Raw genomic sequence first — 21,044 nt, forward strand, 5'->3', positions numbered from 1 at the left:
GGTATAAACCATACAAGCTTATAGTAAATCAGAAATAGAAATACCTAAGCCAACGGTATTTGTATATTCATTATATTCAATCAAGCTGTTCCCATACCCTGAGGTTACTTGTAAGTAACCCTTTACTTTTCCATAGAGTGGGAAGCTCCATGCTGCTTCAACGGAGCCTTTACTAAAGCCACTTTCAATATTATTTTGGCTGGTAAATGAAAAAACATGTTCGTTATGTTTATAGGCAATAATGGCTTTACCATGACCATAATAATCTAATAAATCAGGGTTATCGTCATCGTCACTGGCTTCTTCTAATCGATACCAAGGGTTGATCGAGATAACCAAGTTTTGTCGATCAAAGATAAAACTACTGTCAATGCGGTTCCAGCTGCGAGAGTTGGGCTCTGATTTACCGTTAGACTGATGCACAAAGCCAATACTGGCAGCCTTAAAACGCCAACCAGAGCCTAAATTTTTATCGGCATCCCAGATCAAAAAGGCTTCTGGTTCATAGTTTGTTTCACGGAAGGGAGACGATGAGGCTGTATTATAAGCTTGCCATAATGATCGTTGTGTATAAGCCACATAACCTGAGATAGGCAAATCACCTATATTATGAAATAAAGGCATTTTGAAACTGATTTGAAATTTCACCTCTAAGCGTCGATACGTATTACCATCATTCTGATATATATCATAATCTTGGATTTTATCGTTAAAAGATAAGGGCAATAAATAGTTAGGTTTATGCGGTATAATTGAAAAATTAACCAGTTCACTAATTGCCTCATCTTCTAATCGCTCATCGATGGCATTTGTTTCTGGTAACAAGGTAACATCATCTTCAATAGGCTCTACGAGTGGCACTGTTTCAGCCAATACAAAAACATTCCATGTTGTTATCAAGATAAAAAATAAAACGCATACTTATTCCCTTAAATAAAAGATGCATACCACAAAGTTTATGTATTACATTATCGTTAATGTAGGTTCAGTCTAAACTATTATAAGTTTACGTATAGATTATTAAGCTTATAAGTTGCTAGGATTCAAAATGAAATTAAATAAAATTCCTCTATCAGCACTAAAGGGTGTTGGTGCAAAAGTAGCTGAAAAATTGAGTAAAATAGGCTTAAACTCAGTTGAGGATATGTTATTTCATTTACCTTTACATTATCAAGATCGCACTCGAATTTACCCTATTACAGCCATTAAAGATGGGATGCAGGTGAGTGTGCAAGGTGAAGTGGTCAGTTGCCAAGTACAGTTTGGTAAGCGTCGTATTTTAAAGTGTAAAATAAGCGATGGTGAAGGTATCGCTACGCTTAACTTCTTTCACTTTAATGCTGGGCAAAAAAACAGTTTTAAAGAGGGGCAGTGGATACAATGTTTTGGTGAGTTCAAGCGAGGTTACCAAGGCTTAGAAGTGACTCATCCAGATTATTCATTAGTCAGTGAAAATACCACAGCTTCATTGGAAGAAGCGTTAACACCAATCTATCCAACAACAGAAGGGTTAAAGCAAAATAGCTTACGCCAGTTAACGGAACAAGCCTTACAACACCTACAGCAAAACCAAGTTGAAGAGCTTATTCCTACCGCGTTGTTATCACACCCAATTAGCTTGTTTGATGCGTTAATGACCATTCATCGACCACCACCGTCGGCAAGTATTGAGCAGTTAGAAGATCGTTCGCATCCTGCTCAACAACGTTTAATTATTGAAGAGTTATTAGCGCAACAAATTAGTATGCTAGCGCTTCGTCATAAAGCCCAACAGCATCAAGCACCGGCATTGAATGGGACGGGACAGTTATCTAACAAACTACTGGCGAATTTACCTTTTACACCAACGGGCGCACAACAACGGGTTAATCAAGAGATTCAGCAGGATCTGTTGACCAATGTGCCAATGATGCGCTTAGTGCAAGGCGATGTGGGATCAGGTAAAACACTAGTGGCGGCATTAGCTGCATTAACAGCTATTGAGGCTGGGTATCAAGTCGCTTTAATGGCCCCGACAGAATTATTAGCAGAGCAGCATCTCTTAAACTTTCAACAATGGTTTGAGCCCTTAGATATCAGAGTGGGTATGTTATCAGGCAAGATGAAAGTGAAAGAGAAACGAGATCAATCTGAAAATATTACCCTGGGCTTATCAAAAATGGTGGTAGGAACGCATGCGCTATTTTCCGATAATGTACAGTTTAATAACCTAGCCTTGATTATTGTTGATGAACAACATCGCTTTGGTGTGGATCAACGCTTATCACTCCGTGAAAAGGGTATTAATAATGGTTTAGTACCACATCAACTTACCATGACGGCAACCCCGATCCCACGTACCCTCGCTATGACCGCTTATGCGGATTTAAGTGTTTCTGTGATTGATGAGTTACCACCTGGCAGAACGCCAATTCAAACCGTTGCTTTGGCTGATTCTCGACGAGATGAAATTATTCAACGTGTATACAAAGCTTGTAAAAATGAAGGACGACAAGCTTATTGGGTATGTACCTTGATTGAAGAGTCTGAGGCCTTGGAGTGTCAGGCCGCGGAAGATACAGCCAATGAGTTACAATTGGCTTTAACTGATTTACGCATCGGTTTAGTGCATGGGCGTATGAAAGCCGCTGAGAAGCAATATGTCATGGATGCATTTAAAGCTGGAGAGTTGGATCTGTTGGTGGCGACGACGGTAATAGAAGTGGGTGTTGATGTGCCCAATCCCAGTTTAATGATCATTGAAAACCCTGAGCGACTTGGTTTAGCACAGTTACATCAATTACGAGGCCGTGTAGGACGTGGTGACGTTGCCAGCCACTGTGTATTGTTGTACAAGTACCCTTTATCTAAAACCGCGTTAAAACGTCTTAATGTGCTCCGTGAAAGTAATGATGGTTTTTATATTGCAGAGCAAGACTTGGCGATTCGAGGACCGGGTGAAGTGTTAGGGACAAAACAAACAGGGGTCGCTGATATGAAGATTGCTGATCTGTTAAGAGACCAGGTATTAATTCCACAGGTACAGCAATTGGCGTTAACTTTAATTCAGTCTCACCCTGAGTATATTAAACCGCTGGTGGAGCGTTGGTTAGGGGATAAGCCTGTTTATGCTCAAGTGTAAAATGCAGAGTAGCTATTGAATAAAAACACCTAGTTTACGGGTAATAAACTAGGTGTCAGTATCAGCTAGATTTCAGCTAAGCTTAGTCGGATAAGTTAAGCTCTTTAAGTTTACGAGTGAGTGTATTACGTCCCCAACCTAAAAGTTTAGCTGCTTCATGTTTTTTACCTTGTGTATGTTTTAATGCACTTTGCAGCATTATTTTTTCAAACTCAGGTAATAATTGCCCTAAAATATTACTCTCGCCATTTTTTAATTGTGCATCAGCCCATTTTTTAAGCTCTCTTGCCAAATCACCGGCTCGCCTTCTTGTTGCGGTGTTTCCTGTTCGCTTAATTCAGGTGGAAGGTCATTAATATGGACTTCTTGGCCACTGGCCATCACAGTTAACCAACGACAAATATTTTCTAATTGGCGAACATTACCTGGCCAAGGTAAATCACTTAAATAGTTAATAGTGGCTTTAGTAAGTTGTTTACTTTCTACAGTGAGTTCATTGGCGATATTCTGTAAAAAGTGGTTGGCTAATAATGCAATATCTTCACGGCGTTCTTTGAGTGCGGGTAGTTGTAAACGAATAACATTTAAACGGTGGAACAAGTCCTCTCGGAAGTCGCCGGTTTGCACTTTCTTCTCAAGGTTTTGGTGAGTAGCTGCAATGATACGTACGTCTACCTTAATCGCTTGATGCCCGCCGACACGGTAAAATTGCCCATCCGCTAATACACGCAGTAAACGTGTTTGAACATCTAATGGCATATCACCAATTTCATCTAAAAACAGGGTGCCTCCATCAGCTTGTTCGAAACGTCCTTGGCGATTTGCAGCAGCCCCTGTGAAGGCGCCTTTTTCATGACCAAATAATTCAGCTTCGATCAATTCTTTAGGGATCGCTGCCATGTTTAAAGCAATGAATGTTTCGTCTTTTCTTGGGCTATGCTTATGTAATGCCTGTGCAACTAATTCTTTACCTGTTCCCGATTGGCCGTTGATTAATACACTCATGCTAGAGCGAGATAAACGTCCAATGACTCGGAAAACTTCCTGCATTGCAGGTGCTTCACCAATAATCTCTGGTGTTGCGATAGGTTGCAAATTAGGTTTTCTTTGTTGTTTTAGCTCTTTACTATGATTGAGGGCACGCTTGATAAGATCAGTTGCTTCATGAATATCAAAGGGTTTTGGGAGGTATTCAAACGCACCACTTTGATAAGCATTGACTGCACTGTCTAAATCGGAATGTGCGGTCATAATAATGATCGGTATCAGGGGTAGCGTTGATGAATTTTCTGCATCAACTCTAAACCATCTATGCCAGGCATACGCACATCAGAGATAATAATCTCTGGTTGTTCAATAAGCAGTTGTTGCCATAAACATTCTGCATCTGGGAAGCTAGCATGTTCAATATTTTCTGCTTTTAATGTGCGCTCTAATACCCAGCGAATGGCGTGGTCATCATCTACAATCCAAGCGGTCATTATAGCTCCTTATTTTTTCTTATTATGTTCAATGTTATACCTACTAAATTAATGTGTGGCTCTGTTTTTTTGCACAATGTAGAGCGCATTATTAATATAATGGGTATTAAATTGGCAAAAAGACTGAAAACTCTGTTTTGCCTTTACTACTCTTAAATTCAATTCGTCCGTGATGTTGCTTAATTAACTCTTGCGCAATGGATAACCCTAAGCCAGTACCATCTTTACGTCCAGTCACCATCGGATAAAAGAGGGTGCTGCGAAGGTGCATCGGGATACCAGGACCGGTATCGATAATCTTTATTTCAGTGGCTAAGCGTTGTGGCAAACCATTGATGGTCACTTGATGTGCAGTACGCGTACGCAATGTAATGGAGTTATTCTCCGGCATATTTTGTAAAGCTTGCACGGCATTTTGTATGATGTTCAAAAATGCTTGCTGTAATTGATCTGGTTGCATTTCAAAGTCTGGAATACTTGGGTCGTAATCGATATGCAGGGTGATATTGTCTGGAATATCTAAGCTCACTAATTTACGCACTTTTTCTAATACAGAGTGAATATTATGGATGCTTTTAGCACCGGCTTTTTGTGGACCTAACAACCGGTTAACAAGCGCACTCAAGCGGTCTGCTTGTTCAATAATAATCTGGGTAAACTCTTTAAGGTCTGGGTTTGGTAATTCAGCTTCTAATAATTGTGCTGCACCACGTAAACCACCTAGTGGGTTTTTAATTTCATGCGCTAAACCACGTACCAGTTCCTGTGCTGCTTTCTGTTGGTGTTCTTGATAGTGAACTTGACTAATACGCTTTTGTTGCTCAATACAACGCATTTCTATCAGTATGTAAGGCGTAGCTTGGGTGTCGATATAACTCGCACTTAAATCGATTAATAACGGGCTGCCATCAATAAGCAGTGTTGTTTCATTTTCAGTAAATGAAGACTCTTCAAATAATAGGTTTTCTATCGACTCTGGTGAAAAGTGAAATTGTTCGGCGATACTTTTTAAGGTTTGACCATATAGTCGTTGTTTACTTTGCGATAGTAGTTGTTCACTAGCTGGGTTTGCATAGATCAAAGTCAATGAAGAATCTAACGCAACAAAAGCGGTTTTGGCTTCTTCAAGAAAGGTAGAGATTAGATTGAGACTAGGTTCTTTTAGCATGTTTTTTAATCTACTTAATGGATATTCGTTGTAAATGAACGGTAACAATTTGTGTTGTTGCTAATACTTGCCCATCTTCACCAATTAAATGTGCCTGAACTTGGTGTGTGCCTCGGTCAACATTGAGGGCTCTGATGGTTGGTGATATTTGTGGAGAGCCTAATGCTTGTCCATCTAAATATAATTGCAGTAATTGGGTGCTTTCTTTTTCTGGTGTGGTTTTCACATTAATTTCTAATGTGCCTTCATTACTGCGGATCGCCGTATCGTCTTGCGGGTAGACAATTTCAGCTTGATATTTAACAGCCTCTTTTTTAACTTTTTCTAAATCTTGTTTATTTTTTTGCAGCTTGTGCTTGGTGTGTATCAACAGGTTCTTGATTAGAGACTAAATTTTTATTTTCTACTGTGATTTGTGGTGTACCAGGAGGTGCTGTATCTGCAAAATGTGTTTTACCTTGGCTATCCACCCAACGGTAGATTTTTGTTTCAGCAAAGGAAAGTGTGGAATAGGTGCAAAGTAATAATGCTAAAAATGTAGTTAATTTCATAATCTAAACCTTAAGTAGTAAATAGTTGATTGTCGAATAGCTAAAGGATTAAGACAATAAAAAAATTTACTGTAAACGAGGTTATTCTATAAATGTTAACCTTTGCTCATATAAATGAGGTTGTTCAATGTAACAGTGATCTGCATTTTCTATTGATATAGTACTTACTTTCAAAGTGATAAATATAAAATAAAAGGAGTGAGCGATAGCTCACCCCTGATTCTGCTTGGTCAATATTATTTAATAAATAACATTTCAGAGTATTTAGGCAATGGCCATAACTCATCAGCAACAAGTAACTCAAGTGCATCAGCATGCTCACGTGCTTCACCCATTAGAGGACAAAGAACGTCTGCGCTGTGACGCATATGAGCTTCAGCATCTGCAAAGTCGTGCTTAGCAATTTCAGTATCAATCTTAGTGATTGCAGCTAACAGACCATTTACATGTTCAGCAACTTGCTTAGTAATGCTTGAATCTAATTCAATGCCTAAGTCTTGTGTTGAAGTAGCCGCTAGGCTTAGCTCTGATAAGTAAGCAATTGCTGCTGGGTAGATTTTAGTCTTAGCAATATCACTTACTAATTTAGCTTCAACTTCAATCGCTAGATTGTATTGTTCAGCATAAACTTCATAACGGCTTTCCAATTCAACCGGTGTTAATACACCTGTGTTTTGGAATAGGTCGATCACTTCTTGTGATTTGAATGCTGGTAAAGCATCTGCAGTTGTTGGGATGTTTTTAAGACCACGCTCTTCAACTGCGGCTTTATGCCATTCTTCTGAGTAACCGTCACCGCCGAATACTGCATTGCCGTGAAGTTCCATTAACTCTTTTAATACAGTAATAACAGCAGCTGTTTGATCTTCAGTTTTTAAAGCAGCTTCTAGTTTTTCTGCAATCCAGTTTAATGAATCAGCAAGCATTGTGTTCATTGCGACTAATGGACCTGATACTGATTGCTCAGAACCAACAGCACGGAATTCAAAACGGTTACCTGTGAATGCAAATGGAGACGTACGGTTACGGTCACCTGGATCACGGTCAAAGTTAAGAATTTGAGAAAGACCTAGATCCATCTCGCCGCCTTGAGTACAAGTAGTTAGTTTACCTGTTTTGATTTCATCAAATACTTTCTCTAACTGGTCACCTAGGTAAACAGAAAGGATTGCTGGTGGCGCTTCATTAGCACCTAAACGATGGTCATTACCAGCAGAAGCGATAACGGCACGTAATAATGGACCGTATTTATGTACACCACGAATTACCGCACCACAGAATAGTAAGAACTGTAGGTTTTTATGCGGCGTTTTACCTGGGTCAAGTAAGTTACCTTGTGTGCTGTTACCAACAGACCAGTTAACGTGTTTACCTGAACCATTTACGCCTGCGAATGGTTTTTCATGTAATAGACATAGGAAGCCGTGCTCTTTAGCCGTTTGCTTCATCATTGTCATTAACAATTGTTGTTGGTCTGCACCTACGTTTGCTGCGCCGTAGTAAGGAGCAATTTCGAATTGTCCTGGTGCAACTTCGTTATGGTGAGTTTTAGCTGGGATACCTAGCTTGTATAGTTTGTCTTCAAAATCTTGCATGAACACTTGAACACGGGCTGGAATTGCACCGAAGTAGTGATCATCAAACTGTTGACCTTTAGCTGGTGCTGCACCAAATAAAGTACGACCTGCTAGTAGTAAGTCTGGACGTGCATTAGCAAAGTTCTCATCAACTAGGAAGTATTCTTGTTCAGGACCACAGCTTGAATTTAATGTAGCAACTTCAGTTTCGCCCATTAATTTAAGTACTTTCTGTGCTGCTGCATCCATTGCTGAATTAGAGCGTAATAGCGGGATTTTTTTATCTAGTGCTTCACCAGTCCAAGACATGAATACACTTGGAATCATTAATGTTGCGCCATTCGCTGTTTGTTGGATATAAGCAGGGCTTGTTGGATCCCATGCTGTATAACCACGTGCAGCGTTAGTCATACGTAGGCTACCGTTAGGGAAAGAAGAACCATCTGGTTCACCTTTAATTAACAGGCTACCTGTAAATTCGTTAATTGCATTACCTTCAGAGTTAGTCAGGATGAATGCATCATGTTTTTCAGCGGTAATGTTAGTCATTGGGTAGAAAACATGAGAGAAGAACTTAGCACCTTTAGATAGCGCCCAGTCTTTCATTGCTGCTGCAATAATATCAGCTGTTGCTTTATCTAAAGCAACACCTGTTTGAACTGTTTTTTTGATCGCTTTAAATGCATTTTTTGATACTGCTTCTTCCATCTTAGCTAGATTAAAAACATCAGTAGCCCAGATTTGATTGAGTGGCTCAGTTTGAGCGACCTCTTTTGGTGCACGGTTAGTAATTTGTTCAATTGCTTGTAGGCGGACTTGGTTTCCACTCATGTAATGCTCCTTGCTGATATTAATAGCGCTATTGTTATTTGTGATAACTATTATTAGATGTTAAATACAAAAATATGAAGTTATGACAACTAGATAACAATGAAATTAGCAAGAAGTAAGCCAGTTTTATATTTTTAAGGGGATTTATCAATAAAGACAAAAAAGGACCGCAATATGCAGTCCTTTTTTAATTTAAAAAGAGAGATGGATTATACGCTGTAGTACAGGTCAAACTCTTTAGGATGTGTTGCTTGTGAAACAGCTTCACATTCAGCCGTTTTTAGTTCAATAAATGCATCGATTGCTTCATTTGAGAATACACCACCTTCAATTAAGAAGTCACGGTCAGCATCTAGTGCTGCTAATGCTTCTTCGAAAGAAACCGCTACTTGTGGGATTGCATCTGCTTCTTCTTTTGGTAAGTCGTATAAATCTTTATCTAAAGATTCACCTGGGTGGATCTTGTTTTTAATACCGTCAAGACCCGCCATTAACATCGCAGAGAAACCTAGGTAAGGGTTCATTGTTGGGTCTGGGAAACGTACTTCAATACGTGCAGCACGTGCTGTTGGTACGATTGGAATACGGATAGATGCAGAACGGTTACCCGCAGAGTAAGCTAGCATTACTGGTGCTTCAAAGCCTGGGATCAGACGCTTGTATGAGTTAGTTGATGCGTTAGTAAATGCATTAATTGCTTTAGCGTGCTTGATGATACCGCCAATGTAGTAAAGCGCAAGCTCAGATAGGCCGCCGTAACCGTCACCTGAGAATAAGTTAACACCATCTTTACCTAATGATTGGTGACAGTGGTTACCAGAACCATTATCGCCAACTAACGGCTTAGGCATAAACGTTGCTGTTTGGCCGTAGGCGTGTGCTACGTTATGTACAACGTACTTGTAGATCTGAATCTCATCGGCTTTTTCAACCATAGTGTTAAAGCGACAAGCGATCTCATTTTGACCCGCTGTTGCTACTTCATGGTGATGTGCTTCAACGACTAAGCCCATTTCTTCCATGATTAAACACATCGCTGAACGTGTATTTTGTGATGAATCAACCGGTGCTACTGGGAAGTAACCACCTTTGATGCCTGGACGGTGGCCTGTGTTACCATCTTCATAAGATGTACCTGAATTCCATGCTGCTTCTTTAGCATCAATAGAGTAAAACGCGCCTGCAATGCTGTTACCGTATTTCACGTCATCAAATAGGAAAAATTCAGGTTCTGGACCAAATAGTACTGTGTCTGCGATACCTGTAGAGCGCATATAAGCTTCTGCACGCTTAGCAACAGAGCGCGGATCACGGTCGTAGCCTTGCATGGTTTTTGGTTCTAATACGTCACAACGTAAGTTCAGTGTTACATCATCTGTAAATGGGTCTAATACAGCTGTTGACGGTACTGGCATTAGTACCATGTCAGAGTCTTGAATGCCTTTCCAGCCTGCGATTGAAGAACCATCGAACATCTTACCTTCTTCGAAGAAGTCTTCAGTTACTTGATGGTGTGGAATCGATACGTGTTGCTCTTTACCATGTGTATCAGTAAAGCGTAAATCAACGAATTTTACATCTTGTTCTTGGATTAAAGATAAAACGTCTTGGATTGTTTGTACAGACATGTTGTAGAACCTCATTTGACATCGGAAATGTGATGAATTGAATGCTTATTTCTTGATAAAGAAATAAGCATTTATTGGATTTCTAAACTTATATATATCATGTTGCCAAAAATATGCCAACTCGCTTGCCCCTATCAAGCCTGACGATTGGCCCTATCAAAAAGGGTGATATAGCACTTTTTTGAACTTATTTGGTGCGATCGCGCACCTATTTGGTGCGTTATTGTTTTGATGTGATATTAACCCTGCTTTATTTCGCTGTTTTAGGCAATTTAGCTAACTGTGACCGACTTAAAACTTTCTATTTTTGAAATTATGTTTACAATGTGCGCACATTTGGCTAGAACACTTCCTGTGCTTTTATAGCCTAATTCTTTTTATACCAATTAAATAAAAATAGACGCGTCTACTTTTATTTAATTGGTATTTTTAATAGTAAGTTATTTTTGAGGCGCATCATGTCGTTAGATAAATTAAGAAATATTGCCATCATTGCTCACGTTGACCATGGTAAAACAACATTGGTTGATAAACTGTTAGAGCAGTCTGGTACATTAGATTCACGCGGTGGTTCTGAAGAACGTGTAATGGACTCTAACGATCTTGAAAAAGAACGTGGTATTACGATCCTTGCAAAAAACACAGCAATCGTATGGAACGATTACCATATCAATATCGTAGATACTCCTGGACATGCTGACTTCGGTGGTGAAGTAGAGCGTATTCTATCTATGGTAGATAGTGTTTGTCTTATTGTTGATGCGGTTGATGGTCCAATGCCACAAACTCGCTTCGTAACACAAAAAGCATTCGCACATGGCCTTAAGCCAATTGTTGTTATTAACAAAATTGACAAACCAGGTGCACGTCCGGAGTGGGTAATGGATCAAGTATTTGATTTATTCGATAACTTAGGTGCAACTGATGACCAATTAGACTTCCAAGTTGTTTATGCTTCTGCATTAAACGGTTGGGCAAGTACTGATATGGACGAGCAAAAAGATGACATGGAAGATTTATTCCAAACTATCGTTGATAATGTTGCTCCACCAGAAGCGGATCGCGAAGGCGATTTCCAAATGCAAATTTCTCAACTTGATTACAACTCTTACGTTGGTGTAATCGGTGTTGGCCGTATTACACGTGGTAACGTTAAAGTTAATCAACAAGTTACTATTGTTGGTGCTGACGGTAAAGAGCGTAAAGGTAAAGTTGGCCAAGTATTAGGTTACTTAGGTCTTGAGCGTCATGATGTTGAAGTAGCAGATGCTGGTGATATCATTGCAATCAGTGGTTTAGGTGAACTTAAAATCTCTGATACGATTTGTGCACAAACTAATGTTGAAGCAATGCCTCCGTTAACGGTTGATGAACCAACGGTAACAATGACATTCCAAGTAAATACTTCTCCATTCTGTGGTAAAGAAGGTAAATACGTTACTTCACGTAATATCTTAGATCGTCTACACAAAGAGCTAGTACATAACGTTGCACTTAAAGTAGAAGAAACTGAAGATCCGGATAAATTTAAAGTATCTGGTCGTGGTGAACTACATTTAGGTATCTTAATCGAGAACATGCGTCGTGAAGGTTACGAATTAGCAGTATCTCGTCCTGAAGTTATTGAAAAGACGATTGACGGCCAATTACATGAGCCAATGGAAACATTGACAATTGACTGTGAAGAAGAGCATCAAGGTTCTATCATGGAACAATTAGGTATCCGTAAAGCGGAACTAACTAATATGATCCCAGATGGTAAAGGTCGTGTTCGTTTAGACTTTATGATCCCAAGTCGTGGTTTAATCGGTTTCCAAACTGAGTTTATGACAATCACTTCTGGTTCTGGTCTTTTATACCATAGCTTTGATCACTACGGTCCTCATAAAGGCGGTACTATCGGTCAACGTCAAAATGGTGTATTGATTTCAAACCAAGCAGGTAAAGCGGTTACTTACTCTTTATTCTTCTTACAAGATCGTGGTCGCCTATTCTTAGGTCACGGTACAGAAGTATATGAAGGTCAAATTATCGGTATTCATAACCGTGCAAACGATCTAACAGTAAACTGTGTTAAAGGTAAGCAACTTACTAACGTACGTGCATCAGGAACAGATGAAGCGCAAACGTTATCACCTGAAATCAAACTAACTCTTGAGCAAGCGTTAGAGTTTATTGATGTTGATGAATTAGTAGAAGTAACACCAGAAAGCATTCGTATCCGTAAGAAACTACTTACAGAGAACGAACGTAAACGTGCTGCTCGTCCAGCTAAAGGTTAAGTCGTTTACATAAACGTTTAACTTGTTAAGATGAGGCCTTACATTGTAAGGCCTTTTTTTTGCTTTCAATTTAATAACCAATCATTTCATGCTCGATCATTCATTGATAATGCTGAGGAGTATTATGTTACAACTAGACCAGCAAGTATTAATCGGAAAATCAAAAGCGCTGTATGGCTACGGTATTTTTCTCTGGAAACGCAGTAAAGAAGATAATATCAAAGTACCCGCAGGGCACCTCGCTTATGTGACTTTGTTATCGATAGTCCCTTGTCTTGCGGTGGTTTTTTATATGCTTTCCGCTTTTCCCATGTTTTCAGAATTAAATAGTATTATTGAAGACCTGATCTATAACAGCTTTGTACCCACAGCAGGTGATGCCGTTAAAGAGCATATGACTGGCTTTATTGAAAACACCAAGCAGATGAGTATGGTCGGGATTGCTTCCTTGGTAGTGATCGCGTTATTACTGATCTCCACTATCGATCAAACCTTGAATCGCATTTGGCGTTGTAATAGAAAACGTTCAACGATCCATGCATTTACTATTTATTGGACTATTTTGAGCTTAGGCCCAATTATTATCGGCGGTAGCATTGCATTAAGCTCTTACCTGTTTTCTATTGTGCAAACCGATGGTTTTTTGTCAGTTGGGCAGCAGTTATTGAGTTTTATGCCTTTTCTTTTTTCATGGTTAGCTTTTGCTGGGGTTTATACCTTAGTACCACATCAGCGTGTCACACTTCGTTGCGCTGTTATTGGCGGTTTTGTGGCGGCGTTAATGTTTAATTTAGCGACTGACTTATTCAGCTTATACATTACCAATTTCCCATCTCAACAAATTATTTATGGTGCTTTAGCGGTTATCCCTATTATGTTTGTTTGGATCTACTTTAGTTGGTTAATTGTATTAATAGGCGCAGAAGTGACATCTACCTTAGATGAGTTCTTTTATCCTGATGACATAGAGAATGATGAACTTGAGGAAGTATCATGATAGCCATGATACAACGAGTTACGAATGCATCTGTAACAGTCGAAAATGCGATAGTTGGGCAGATTGATAGTGGGTTATTAGTGTTATTAGGTGTAGAAAAAGGCGATACCGATAGTCAGGCTAAACGTTTAGCGGAGAAAGTCTTAGCGTATCGCATTTTTGCTGATGACAATGACAAAATGAACCTAAATGTAAAACAATCCAAGGGTGATCTGTTAGTTATCTCTCAATTCACCTTGGTAGCTGATACTAAAAAAGGTAATCGCCCAGGCTTTAGCAATAGCGCTGAACCTGCTGAAGCGAAACGCCTGTATGAGTATTTTAGTGCGCAATGTGAACAACTAGGTTGTCATGTTGAAAATGGGATTTTTGCAGCAGATATGCAAGTCACTTCAACCAATGATGGACCTACTACTTTTTGGTTGCAGGTTTAATTAGATGGATACTTTGTAATAGGTAACCCATAGTATGCTCAATGATACTACGGGTTAGTTCGATATGAGTGTGCTTTGATTAAAACCAACGAGTAATTTCTGGTGTGGATGAACTAGAATCTGAATCTCCGATATTGGTACTCGTGATCTGCTCGTCAAAGTGCACTCCTGCACCGCCCGTCACATTCAAATAATCGGCACGTAAAGAGCCATAGATATCACCACTGCCAGTAACATTCATTGCTGCACTAGGCGCATAAGCAGTGAACGCAGAATCTGCCGCTCCTTGTAAAGCAATCCCATAGTCAGAATCATTGCTAGATTCATAGTTTGAATAGAGAATGGTAGAAATATCACCCTCGCTATTTACTGAAGCTGAGGAGGTTGTTTCATATACTCCATCACCATCAGAATCTAGTACATTGGTGACACTGCCATTACTGCCCATTGTTACATCACTTTCAGTAATTAACGTTAATGAAGCACCATCTTCCACTATAATGCTACCGCCAAGAAATGTTGAATCACTGAGATAAATAGCCACATTACTGCCACTCTCGACAGTCAGTGTTAGGCTTGCGTTACTAAAAGAGTCAATATCCATAATATAAACCGAAGTGTCTGAATCTAAGAAAGTGATATCTGCAGTTTCAACTTCAACATCAACCCAATCATTTACATTCCATGTTTCATCATATGCCGTTAGCCCTGAGTCACTAATCACATATTCATTGGTGGGATAACCAAATTCAACAGTGGTCGACTCGCTATTAACTAAGCTACCAACACCATCAGTTGTATTGGCGAATTCACTCGCTAAATCCAACACATCACAGGGTTCAGTGCCGACTGCGCTGACTTGGTCTGTATCGTAATAGGTTGCATTACTGACGCTGCCATAACTTGGGTAATTTAATTCACCACTGTATGAGATGGGATTATCATAGCTGTTTAGTATGGTGACATCACCATTCGCACTGATGCTATCCATGGTCGTTGATGAGTAGGAATTAGTAACGTTACCTGTTGCTTGAGCATTCCCATCAATTGAACCGGAGCTGCCTAAATCTATATTACCTGATACATGAGCATCACCGGAAATAGATGCCGAGCCTGACATCGTTAAGTCTCCATTAATAGAAACATTTCCATCAATAGGTGAGCTGCCACTCAAATCTAACCCACTTGCATCTTCGTTTAATACAGACACATCGCCATTATTCCCCGGGTTACTTGAGTCATAAGCCCCTTCGCTTGAGTCATAACTGTCTATGGTGCCACTACCCCCTAACGTCGCACCATCACAAGTTGTAATAGCGCCAGTAAAAACAGTGTTACCGGAAGAGGATGCTAATGAAAATGAGCCTCGCATGGCATACGTACCGTCGTAATGAAAACCTGAACTATTCACTTCTCTGATATCGCTATCTAACCATGCATCGATATTATGGTGATAGCCGCCAGCGTCATTTTGCGCACTGTTCAATTGAGTCATCATATCGTCTGTTGATAATGTACTGTCAGCACTAAGCATGTTGTACGCTTCTGCAAGGCCATTTTCAGCTTGTAAACGTGCGTTCAGCTCTTTGGAATAATTACCCGCCATACGTTCTTGGTTGAGGTTTTCCTGGATAGTGTCAAACACAATTAAACTGCCAAGAAACGAGATAACTAAGATGGTGATTAATGCAAACCCTTGATGATTTTTGGGCAGATTGAAGGCTCTCTTATTCATGTTTATTTCCTAACCCTATTCATTTAAGCCGAAAATAGCTTGGCGTTGAGCAAACATCATTTGTACTGAATCTGTCTCATCAGTAGGGGTGATTGTCACGGTTAATAAGTTATCTGTGATAGCAAAGGTTAATGTATCAATGTTTGTTCCGATTGCAGTAAACACTTTACTCGCGTCATCTAAACCATCGGTTGTATATTCTGCACACATTAATTCACCGTCAGTAAGGCGATAGCTTTCATAATATTGGCTACTCATATCATTGCCTAAGCAGCTGGTGTAGGTTTCACCTGTATCTAAGTTGTCTAAATTAAAGGTTAAATCTAACTGTTTATAAGTATTACCGTCGCTACCAGTATAAGACTTATCATCCATTTCATCAGCACGATGGATAGCACGAGCAAAAATAGAGTTACTAAAACGTAGCACTTCCTGGGTGTTTTCTAATTGTTGTGAGTAAGTTGAGGTTTCTTTTAAGCTTGAGAATACTGTTGCTATGCCTAATACAATTAATAATGATAATGCCATTGCAATCATTAATTCAGTTAAGCTAAATCCAGTTTGTTTCATCTTATATAATGGTTGCATTTTATACACCTATGGACAGATATCTGGGAAAACAGCTTGTACTGTGATTTCATCTTCAACATCGGCTAAACGTTGATCACCCCAATCTATGGTAATGGCTAGGGTGCTTGTAATATCAAAGGTGTTGGGATCGAAACTACGAGTAAAACCATCCGCTAGGGTTAAATCATCGAGTGATTCTGTTCCATCTTTTAATTCACACAGTGAGTTCCAAATTTGCTCTACTGTATTGCTTGCCTCGATACTTGCCAGTGTATATTGGCTACTACTACGTGCATATTGCAGGCTTTTATTTTGTGTATAAGCTAACCCTAATACAGAGAGGCTAGCAATAAGCACAGCAATCAGTAATTCAATCAGGGTGAAACCTTTTAGCTGATTTGGTGAGCGCTGTGTTTTCATTAGCTACAGTCTCCGCTATCACTACTGATTTGAGTTTGCCCGCTGCTATAAATCGCTAAGCAGCGGTATTCATCCTCCCAGCTAAAAGCGATCTGCTCATTTTCTGCAAATCCAGTTTTTTGTATGGTCAGAGAAACTTCAGTGCTGCTACCTGCAGAAGGGGTAATGCTAACTTGATCTGTGGCTAAGGTAATGGTTTTGATAGTGCTATCTGCACCAGAGACCACATTGCTTAATGTCCAAGTTAAGCGGTTATTGGATGAGGTTAATGTCACTTCTTCGTTGCGTTTTAAGGCTTCTGAGCGAGTTAATTGGTAGATACTTTGCACTTGGTTAACCGCAACTGCAATACTGTTATCACGAATTAATGCAGTCCAACTTGGAATAGCAATAATCGATAAAATAATAACAATCGCCACTGTTATCATCAGCTCAACTAATGTGAATCCTTGCTGCTTTACCGGTATCATTTCCAGCACCCTGATGTTGTTGGTGTTTTATTACCAAGGTAATCAAATGTTAACGTTGCACAACTATCTCCGGATTGGCTGCTAGTCGAAACAGGTACCGCGGAAATGGTATATTGGTCATCTTCTAAGGTGCTAAAGCTCACGGTATAGTAGCTGTTGGTATAATCCTCGGCAGTGGCACTGCTGCCTGTGTAATTACCATTACGAGAATAATAACGCTCTAATTGCTGACTCAATTCAATCATGGATTGTTGAATATCGTAGCGATAACTTTTTTGCACGGCCGTCAAATAAGAAGCAAAGCCAATCTGCGCCAAAATGGCCACAATGGCAATTACAATAAGCAACTCAATTAAGGTAAAACCTTTTTGTTTTGTCGCTAGTTTAGTGGTCTTGGTTTTATTCCAAAGCCTAGTCGTAAAAAATATCATTATCTATTGATGCCATGGGTTGGTGAGGTTGAATTATCGAGTCTATTGATATGATTCGAACGTGCATATTCGTATGACAAATAATAAACAGTTAAATGCTAACTAACAAGTATTAGGTAGTGCTTATTTTGTGTACAGGAGTTTATTCATTTAAAACCCGTATTCACTGGGAGGAGGCTTTTATTTTTCTTTTACTTGTTGCATAGTCCCTTGTCTGAACCAAGTACGCCCATAATATAATTAAAAGAGCTGATTAAATGCTGCCAAGTAAGCCTATTTACCTATTATTTTATTGCCTGTGTTTAAGTTTTTCTACTTCTGCTGTTGTTTATGCAGCCCCTGAACCTTCATCAGAGTCCACTATGAAAAATATTGAAGTCATTAATAATTCGATTACCCAAAGCCCTAATGATAAACGTCAATATCAGGTGATTCGTTTAGCGAATCAATTAGAGGTGTTATTGATTTCAGATCCGGATTTAAAAAACAGTGCGGCTTCTTTATCAGTACCTATTGGCAGTATGCATAATCCAGACTCTCAGCTTGGTTTAGCGCATTATTTGGAGCATATGTTGTTTTTAGGCTCTAAACGTTACCCTGTGATCAATGAATACAGTAAATTCATGAGTCAAAATGGCGGGTATACCAATGCTTATACCGCGCAGGATGCAACTGTGTATGGATTTGAGGTTAATGACAGTGCCTTTTCGGAAGCCTTGGACAGACTAGGTGACGTAATGAGTGAGCCATTATTAGATGAAAAGTATGCCGAAAAAGAGCGCCATACAGTCAATGCAGAAAATGAAACCTATGTAGATAACGACATGCGTAAGCTGTATGCATTGCAACGTTATTCGTTAAATCCTGAGCATCCAATGGCTCGTTTTAGCACAGGTAATTTAGAAACTTTAGTTGATAAACCTAATAGTAACTTACAACAAGAGCTGACTGCCTTTTTCAAAGCGCATTACTCTGCTAATAACATGAAAGTTGCTTTAATTAGTCCTCGTTCAATACAAGAGTTGCAAAAAGCTGCCGCGAAGTACCTAACGCAAATTCCTAATAATAATGTCGCTACGCCAGTGATCATGTCGCCTTTATTAACTGATAAACAGTTGGCGTTAGAAGTGCAAATGAAACCTACGGTTGAGCTAAAATTATTACAAGTTAACTTTTTAGTGCCGAGCGTGAAAGAGGATTATATGTACCAGCCAGGTGGTTATATTAGCCGCTTGTTAGGCTCTGATCATAAAGGTGGCTTGTCTGATTATCTGCAAAAACAAGGGTTAGCAGAATCTGTATCGGCAGGGTTTTATGGTGCGCAGAGTGAGCAATATTCACAGTTTAGCATGACCTTTAAGCTAACCAATAAAGGCTTAACTAAACAAGATACGGTATTAGCGAGTTTGTTTGCTTATATTGAACTGATTAAAAACAAAGGGATTAATCAATTACAGTATTCAGAGCAGAAAAAAAGCCTAGATAATTATTTCCAATTTTTACCTAAACAATCAAGCTTTCAGTACGTTATGTCACTCTCTGCCAATATGCAGAAATACCCATTACAAGACCTACTTTCCTATTCATTTCGTTTAGATGGGTTTAAGCCTAAGTTAATCGCAGCGCTAACTGACTACTTAACACCTGAAAATAGCCGTGTTTTTTTAGTGTCGCCTAATGCTGTTGTTAAAAAAGATATTCCTTTTTATAAAGGTAAATATTCACAGAATAAAATCAGTGCTAGTCGACTAAAGCAGTGGTTAGCAGTGGCAAAGACTATCGAACCTGACATGACATTACCTGTTCGTAACGAATGGTTACCTGAGGACCTATCCCTAGTAAAAGAGAAAACTAAAAAAGCGATACCTTTAGTCAAAGAGTCTGGTTTGTCGGTATGGGTTAAACAGAGTGATTTACAGCAACCTAAGGGCAGTTATCGACTACAGCTTAACAATGATTTAAATGATCAAAGCGCTGCAGCCCGTATAAAAATTAACTTGTTATTGGATATTGCACAAAAACAGTTATCGGAGTTGAGCTTTGTTACTCAAGAAGCAGGATTAGGTTTTTCTATTAGCAGTAATGATGGGTTAATGATTAGCACTAGTGGTTACAGTGATAAACAGGGCAATCTATTATTAACGCTATTAAGCTACTTTGAAAGCATGGATATTGATCAACAGTCGCTCTCTTTAGCAAAACAGGAGTTGGTACGTCGCTTAAACAATCAATCAAAAATGAAAGCGATGGACTTAGGTTTAGATGGGTTTAGAAAGGTAGTACGTTTGCCATCTTTTTCAAATGAAAGTTTGTTAGCTGCAGTTGACTCGGTGACCAGTGATGACCTTAAACAACTTGTTAAACAGATATTCGCACAGTCTAGTGTGAGATTATTAGCATTGGGTAATTTTTCTACCGTGGATGTGTCGCAATTAACTGCGCAATTAAAAGTGAAAATTAAGATTCAGCCTAAGGCTTTTTATAAGAGTGAGCGTTTACAGGCGATGCCTGAACAAGGTGCATTAAACTTTGTACGTCAATCGGAGTTGGAAGATGATGCCTTAGCCAGTGTTTATTTAGCCGCCGATCAAGACCCGAGTTCATCCGCTAAAGCCGAGTTGTTAAATAAGTTATTAAAACCTGCTTTTTATGATCAAATTCGTACTCAAGAACAGTTAACTTATTCTCCTTTTAGTGCCAGTTTCGAAGTGGGTAAAAGCGTTGGGTTTGGTTTGTTTACACAAAGTCCAACCATTGGTAGTGCAGCCCTATATGAACGTTTCCAAGCATTTTTAGAGAGCTTTAAGGGGGTATTAAACAATACATCTGAAAGCGATTTTGAAGAGATAAAAAAGCACATATTGCTAATTATTTAGCCAAACCAAGTAATTTAAGCACAGAGTTTTCTTACCTAATTGGTGAGTGGATGAATAACAAAGAAAAAATAGATACTAAACAACAGCATATAGAGTTATTGCAGTCTGTTAGTTTAAAACAAGTACAGGCATATTATAATCATCTATTTTTTGATAAAAGTGCCGCGCAACAAATCATTGTCCAGGTCAAAGGTAAAAAATTCAGCGGGGAACCCCTCTATCACTAACGCTTGAGATCCCTATTTCAAGCGTTGATCAATTAGATATTGCAGCAAAGTAAATTTTACTTTTCATTGAGAATATGTGAACTTTTATAAGTGACAAGGCTCACACTTAATGTACGGTAAGAAACTTACTGACACTTCATTAATAATGACCTATTCAAGCCCTTAGGCGAAAACCTATAAGGGCTTTTGTTTATGGTGAGTATTGAAATATATGAAGTATTATCCGAAGCAAGCGCAATGTGTTG

At 39.2% G+C, this 21,044-nt stretch carries 17 protein-coding genes and 1 pseudogene; 6 read left to right on the top strand and 12 right to left on the bottom strand.

Features of this window, described 5'->3' with window-relative positions; translation table 11 throughout:
- Window positions 1-18: 18 nt before the first annotated feature.
- Complete coding sequence (locus tag ACLKL2_RS12815) at window positions 19-873, bottom strand: phospholipase A (protein WP_413691967.1); 855 nt, start codon at window positions 871-873, stop codon at window positions 19-21.
- Between the two features lie 175 nt (window positions 874-1,048).
- Here ACLKL2_RS12815 and recG point away from each other — a divergent pair, with 175 nt between their 5' ends.
- Window positions 1,049-3,121 carry an ATP-dependent DNA helicase RecG gene (gene recG / locus ACLKL2_RS12820; protein ID WP_413691969.1) on the top strand — a complete coding sequence of 691 codons (2,073 nt, stop codon included), beginning with the start codon at window positions 1,049-1,051 and terminating at the stop codon, window positions 3,119-3,121.
- An 82-nt stretch (window positions 3,122-3,203) separates the two neighbouring features.
- On the opposite strand, the pseudogene glnG reads toward recG, so the two are convergent.
- The 6 genes and pseudogenes from glnG to glnA form a co-directional block, all read right to left on the bottom strand.
- Window positions 3,204-4,602: pseudogene (glnG, locus tag ACLKL2_RS12825) on the bottom strand (nitrogen regulation protein NR(I)).
- Window positions 4,603-4,708: 106 nt separating this feature from the next.
- On the bottom strand, window positions 4,709-5,770 hold the full coding sequence (gene glnL, locus ACLKL2_RS12830; RefSeq protein WP_413691970.1) for a nitrogen regulation protein NR(II): 1,062 nt from the start codon (window positions 5,768-5,770) through the stop codon (window positions 4,709-4,711).
- A 10-nt stretch (window positions 5,771-5,780) separates the two neighbouring features.
- Window positions 5,781-6,140, bottom strand: a complete 360-nt coding sequence (locus ACLKL2_RS12835; protein ID WP_413691972.1) for a hypothetical protein — start codon at window positions 6,138-6,140, stop codon at window positions 5,781-5,783.
- Window positions 6,106-6,321, bottom strand: a complete 216-nt coding sequence (locus tag ACLKL2_RS12840) for a DUF4124 domain-containing protein (RefSeq protein ID WP_413691974.1) — start codon at window positions 6,319-6,321, stop codon at window positions 6,106-6,108. Before ACLKL2_RS12840 ends, ACLKL2_RS12835 begins: the two co-directional genes overlap by 35 nt.
- Before the next feature lie 236 nt (window positions 6,322-6,557).
- Entirely contained in the window at window positions 6,558-8,729 is a 2,172-nt protein-coding gene (locus ACLKL2_RS12845; RefSeq protein ID WP_413691976.1) for a glutamine synthetase III, read from the bottom strand.
- A gap of 209 nt (window positions 8,730-8,938) precedes the next feature.
- Complete coding sequence (gene glnA, locus ACLKL2_RS12850; RefSeq protein WP_113819704.1) at window positions 8,939-10,357, bottom strand: glutamate--ammonia ligase; 1,419 nt, start codon at window positions 10,355-10,357, stop codon at window positions 8,939-8,941.
- Between the two features lie 458 nt (window positions 10,358-10,815).
- Between glnA and typA the strand changes: the two genes are divergently transcribed.
- The 3 genes from typA (at window position 10,816) to dtd (ending at window position 14,070) form a co-directional block, all read left to right on the top strand.
- Window positions 10,816-12,639: a translational GTPase TypA gene (typA, locus tag ACLKL2_RS12855; protein WP_413691977.1), complete on the top strand. Its 1,824-nt coding sequence runs from the start codon at window positions 10,816-10,818 to the stop codon at window positions 12,637-12,639.
- A 124-nt stretch (window positions 12,640-12,763) separates the two neighbouring features.
- Window positions 12,764-13,636: a virulence factor BrkB family protein gene (locus tag ACLKL2_RS12860; RefSeq protein ID WP_413691978.1), complete on the top strand. Its 873-nt coding sequence runs from the start codon at window positions 12,764-12,766 to the stop codon at window positions 13,634-13,636.
- The gene (gene dtd / locus ACLKL2_RS12865; RefSeq protein WP_413691980.1) at window positions 13,633-14,070 is read left to right on the top strand and encodes a D-aminoacyl-tRNA deacylase; all 438 of its coding nucleotides are present in this window, start codon (window positions 13,633-13,635) and stop codon (window positions 14,068-14,070) included. The genes ACLKL2_RS12860 and dtd overlap by 4 nt, the downstream gene beginning before the upstream one ends.
- A 79-nt stretch (window positions 14,071-14,149) precedes the next feature.
- Here dtd and ACLKL2_RS12870 read toward each other — a convergent pair whose 3' ends face one another.
- Genes ACLKL2_RS12870 through ACLKL2_RS12890 form a run of 5 tightly spaced genes read right to left on the bottom strand, consistent with a single transcriptional unit; the run spans window position 14,150 to window position 17,696 of the window.
- Window positions 14,150-15,805 carry a hypothetical protein gene (locus tag ACLKL2_RS12870; RefSeq protein WP_413691981.1) on the bottom strand — a complete coding sequence of 552 codons (1,656 nt, stop codon included), beginning with the start codon at window positions 15,803-15,805 and terminating at the stop codon, window positions 14,150-14,152.
- 15 nt (window positions 15,806-15,820) lie between these two features.
- Complete coding sequence (locus ACLKL2_RS12875) at window positions 15,821-16,393, bottom strand: PilW family protein (RefSeq protein ID WP_113819709.1); 573 nt, start codon at window positions 16,391-16,393, stop codon at window positions 15,821-15,823.
- 9 nt (window positions 16,394-16,402) lie between these two features.
- On the bottom strand, window positions 16,403-16,795 hold the full coding sequence (locus ACLKL2_RS12880; RefSeq protein WP_413691982.1) for a type IV pilus modification PilV family protein: 393 nt from the start codon (window positions 16,793-16,795) through the stop codon (window positions 16,403-16,405).
- On the bottom strand, window positions 16,795-17,265 hold the full coding sequence (locus tag ACLKL2_RS12885) for a GspH/FimT family pseudopilin (RefSeq protein WP_413691984.1): 471 nt from the start codon (window positions 17,263-17,265) through the stop codon (window positions 16,795-16,797). The genes ACLKL2_RS12880 and ACLKL2_RS12885 overlap by 1 nt, the downstream gene beginning before the upstream one ends.
- On the bottom strand, window positions 17,262-17,696 hold the full coding sequence (locus ACLKL2_RS12890) for a type IV pilin protein (RefSeq protein ID WP_113819712.1): 435 nt from the start codon (window positions 17,694-17,696) through the stop codon (window positions 17,262-17,264). Before ACLKL2_RS12890 ends, ACLKL2_RS12885 begins: the two co-directional genes overlap by 4 nt.
- A gap of 257 nt (window positions 17,697-17,953) precedes the next feature.
- Here ACLKL2_RS12890 and ACLKL2_RS12895 point away from each other — a divergent pair, with 257 nt between their 5' ends.
- Window positions 17,954-20,572, top strand: coding sequence for an insulinase family protein (locus ACLKL2_RS12895; RefSeq protein WP_413691986.1), 2,619 nt, complete (start codon window positions 17,954-17,956; stop codon window positions 20,570-20,572).
- 50 nt (window positions 20,573-20,622) lie between these two features.
- On the top strand, window positions 20,623-20,799 hold the full coding sequence (locus tag ACLKL2_RS12900) for a hypothetical protein (protein WP_413691988.1): 177 nt from the start codon (window positions 20,623-20,625) through the stop codon (window positions 20,797-20,799).
- Window positions 20,800-21,044 lie beyond the last annotated feature (245 nt).

It is taken from the genome of Psychromonas sp. KJ10-2 (assembly GCF_047323255.1).
GTDB lineage: Bacteria > Pseudomonadota > Gammaproteobacteria > Enterobacterales > Psychromonadaceae > Psychromonas.